3 protein-coding genes are annotated in these 3,894 nt (G+C 70.5%); all 3 read right to left on the bottom strand.

The window, feature by feature from the left end; genetic code table 11:
• Positions 1-107: 107 nt before the first annotated feature.
• Positions 108-701, bottom strand: a complete 594-nt coding sequence (locus C666_RS18710) for a biliverdin-producing heme oxygenase (RefSeq protein ID WP_004348465.1) — start codon at positions 699-701, stop codon at positions 108-110.
• 135 nt (positions 702-836) lie between these two features.
• Positions 837-3,059: an efflux RND transporter periplasmic adaptor subunit gene (locus tag C666_RS18705; protein ID WP_004348464.1), complete on the bottom strand. Its 2,223-nt coding sequence runs from the start codon at positions 3,057-3,059 to the stop codon at positions 837-839.
• A partial coding sequence (locus C666_RS18700; RefSeq protein ID WP_004348463.1) for an efflux RND transporter periplasmic adaptor subunit occupies positions 3,056-3,894 on the bottom strand: 839 nt, incomplete at its 5' end. The genes C666_RS18705 and C666_RS18700, both read right to left, overlap by 4 nt.

Raw genomic sequence — 3,894 nt, 5'->3', positions numbered from 1 at the left:
GCGGGCCAGCGGGCTGCCCGCCAGCCGGGTCGGGGCGGGCGCCGTCCCGCCCGTGGGCGCGGCCGCCGCGGCGTGCGGTACGGAAGCGGCCTTGGAGCGGGCTCGAATCACGATATCTGGAAGTAGTGCTGGAGCAGCGCACCGAAGCGGTTGTAGGCGGCGTGGGCTCCGGCGACCACGGCATCGTGCTCTTCGGGGGTGATGGCCTCGCCGTCGAGCGCGGCGACGAAGCGGCGCCATACCGCGGCACGGCCTTCGGGGTAGGCGGCCAGGTTGCGCGCGCCGAAATCGGGCGACAGATCCAGCCTGGCCTGCGCCTCCTTGAGCAGGAAGGCCGCGCCCAGCGTCGAGCCCTCGGAAACATAGACCCAGCCCAGGGCTTCGGGCATCGTCACGCCCGCACTGGCGATGAAATCGTCTTGCGGAAGCGTGGCGCCGAGGTCGTCGAGGTCGGCGCGCGATGCCTCCTGGCGGCCGCGCACGTCGAAGTCGGGAACGGCGGCCTGGACCTGCGGATTGGCGAACAGGTGTTCGATGTCACGCTGGAAGAAATACTGGGCGACGACGTAGCGCACATAGTTTTCGCGGCTGGCGAAAGGCTGTCCGCCCTCCATCAGGTTGTGCATGCGTTCGTGCTGGGCGGAGGTTTCGGTTTTCAGCCGTAGTGACAGGGAATGGCGTTCGGCAATGGCGATGGTCATGGTTTCGGCCTGTAGGAATGACAATGAAAGTTCCCGTCCGATGCGGCAGGAGCATGTTCATTTGTATCCGAAGCAGGCCGCCAAGACACGTTAAATATCATTAAGAAACAAGGGTATCCGCCGTTTTGTGGCAGATCAGAAGCCGCTTTCGCGCAGTATGACCGCAAGGCTCTGCCGCCACAGGCGGGCAAGCGGGCTTTCGGCTTCGCCGTCGATGAGCACGGTGCCGCGCAGGGCCTGGCGGCGCGGCAACGCCGCCGGCGCATCGGGCGGCGGCGCCAGCAGGATGCGATAGACGGCCTGCTCCGGAACCCAGCCGCCGCCGTCGGCATCCCCGCCGACGCGGGCCGGTGCCGGCACGGCGGCGATGGCGCCGCCGTTGGGCGAAGCCAGTTCGGGGGTGGCGTTCAGGCGCTGCGCCGCGGCGGCGGCGATCTCCACCACCCGCAGCTTCAGCGCCCCCAGGCCGGGGTCGTCGGGCAGGAAGCGCGCCGCATTGCCGGCACGCAGGCGGTGGACGTCGTCCTCGGTCGCATAGGCTTCGACCACCATGCCGTCGGGTGCGGCCAGCGTGCCCAGCCACTCTCCGGCGCCCACCCATTCGCCTTCGGCCAGCGGTTCGGCCAGTTCGACGAGCACGCCCGCAAAGGGCGCGGCCATCGCCAGTTGCGCGCGCTGGCGCTCCAGCTCGGCGAGGCGAATGCGTGCAGCACGCAGCTCGCTCTGCGCGACGGGGATGGATGCGGCAGTGTCCATGCGCATGGCGTGGAATCCGGATTGCCACTCCAGGATGCCGATGCGCTGGCGCAAGCTGCGCAGCTCGTGATCGAGGTCGGGCGCCTCCAGCATGAATACCGCGGCGCCGGCCTCGACCGCCTCGCCGCTACCGACCAGGATGCCGGCCACGCGCGCGCCGGAGGGTGATACCAGGCGTGCCTGCTCGGCGGCGCGGGCCAGTGCCGGCGCCTGTATGCGGGTGTGCCAGGGCAGCGCCGCGAGCAGCACCGCGGCGACGAGCAGGGCCAGCGTGCCCAGGCTGCGGTGGTTCCAGCGGGTTTTTCTGGCCAGCAGCCGCTGCATCCAGATGCCGAATTCCTTGAACATGGGGCGTAGCACGAAGAAGAAGATCTCGATGACGAAGAGCAGGATTCCCAGCAGCTTGAAGGCCATGTGGTAGACCAGCAGGGCAATGCCGAGGAACAGGAAGAAGCGGTAGACCCAGGTGCAGAACGCATAGGCAAGCATTGCCCGCTCGCGCCACGGCGCGAAGCTCTCGGGTTTGTCGTCGCCAAGTCCGAACAGCCATTCGCGCAGCCGCCAGCGCGCCAGGGTAAAGGCGCGCTCCTGCAGATTGGGCACGTTGAGCGTGTCGGCGAGCAGGAAATAGCCGTCGAAGCGCATCAGCGGGTTGAGGTTCACCGCCAGCGTCAGCAGCCAGGTCGTGGTGGCGAGCATGAAGGCGGCGCTGCGCAGCATGCCGTCGGGCAGAAAGCTCCAGGCCAGCGTCGCCCAGGCAGCCAGCGCCGTTTCGGCCAGCATGCCGGCGGCGCCGATGCTCAGGCGCCGGCGCCGGCTCGCCAGCCGCCACGCGCCCGAGGTATCGGTGTACAGCACCGGCCACATCACCATGAAAGCCACGCCCATGGTGGACACGCGGCAGCCGTGGAGCTTGGCGGTGTAGGCGTGGCCCAGCTCGTGGATGATCTTGGTGCAGGCCAGCACCGCGGCGGCGATCAGCGCGCCCTCCAGGGTAAAGAAGTGGAGGAAGGTGTGTACGAAGGCGTCCCACTGGCGCGCGGCGAGAAGCAGGCCGGCAAGACCGGCCGCCATGGTGGCGGCGGCGAAGCGGCGGTTCAGGAAGACGCGCCGCACCCATGGCAGCGTGCGCTCGAGAAAGGCGTCCGGGCGCAGCAGCGGGATACGGAAGAAGAGATAGTGGTGGAGCAGCCACGTCAGCCAGTGTCCGCGCCGCTGCGCGCCGGCTTCCTTGGCATAGCGCTCCAGCGCCTGCGGCCCGCGCAGTTGCAGCAGGCCCTGGGTGTCGAGGAAATGCGAGAATTCGGCAACCTCGCCGGCATCGAGGCGCAGCGTCGTCTCGCGGCCGATGGCCTCGGCGACGGCCTCGGTGCCGCCCAGGTGCCAGCGCGCGAGCATCTCGGCCTCGGCCCAGCCGATCTGGAAGAAGCGGCCGCGGCCGGGGTCTTCCAGGGTCCATGCCGGCGCGCCGTCATGGCCGTGCGGAGCGCGATGCAGCAGCAGCTCTTCGCGCAGCGGCGGCAGCTTTCCGGTGCCATCCCTCCGGCTCTCGCCCAGCGGCGAGGGGGGCGGGATAGCGGCAGTGCCCGGCCGCACGCTCACACCCCCAGCCACACCCGCAGCGTCGCCAGCGGCCGGCGCAGCAGGTAGACCGCCAGCACGGTGCGCTCGCCGTAGAGCTTGGCCGTGCCCTTGAGGCCGACGCGCAGCGCGCCGGCCGCTTCCGGGCTGTCGAAGCGGGCGCGCACGCGGTAGGCCAGCGTGCCGTCGGCGGTCGGTGCCGCGCGATAGCCTACGCGCAGCACGGTGGCGGCCACCGGCGCCGTCGGTGCGGCATTGAGGAAGAGCCGTGCCGGCGCCGCGTCCGGCAGCGCGATGGCGTCCGCCACCGGCACCAGCACTTCCAGTTCGGCGTCACGCGGATCGGCCACCATCATGATGCGTTCGCCCACCGCGACCGGCTTGCCGATCCAGTCGGCGGGGTCGTCGAACAGTGCGATGCCGGCGCGTTCGGCACGCAGCTGCGTGCGCTCCACCGCCTGCGCGTAATAGTCGACGTCGGCCACGGCCTGGTCGCGCTTGCCGCGCAGCAGCGCCAGCGCGGCCTTGCTGCGTTCGTCGAACAGCGCCTGCTGCTGGCCCTGGCGCCATTCCGCCTCGGCGATGGCGAGTGCCTGGCGGGCCGATTCGAGCCGGCCCTGCCATTCTCGCGCATCCAGCCGGGCGAGCAACTGGCCGGCGGCAACGGTCTCGTTGGGCTTCACCTCGATACTGTCCACCACGCCCTGCAGCGGCGCGCGCACGGCCTCGGGCGCACGCGGGACGATCTCCGCCGGCGCCAGCACCGATTGGCGCACCGGCAGCGCAAGCAGGGCCAGTGCCGCCGCCGCGGCGAGCATGGGCCAGCGCCGCCGCGCGAAGCGGCGCAGGCGCTGGC

The sequence above is a fragment of the Thauera linaloolentis 47Lol = DSM 12138 genome (genome assembly GCF_000310205.1).
GTDB lineage: Bacteria > Pseudomonadota > Gammaproteobacteria > Burkholderiales > Rhodocyclaceae > Thauera > Thauera linaloolentis.
The sequence above is the reverse complement of the archived record's forward strand: the minus strand, read 5'-3'. Positions and strand labels throughout refer to the sequence as shown.

Coding starts and splice junctions, on each gene's coding strand:
- C666_RS18710 (WP_004348465.1), bottom strand. CDS start 701: ATGACCATCGCCATTGCCGAACGCCATTCCCTGTCACTACGGCTGAAA.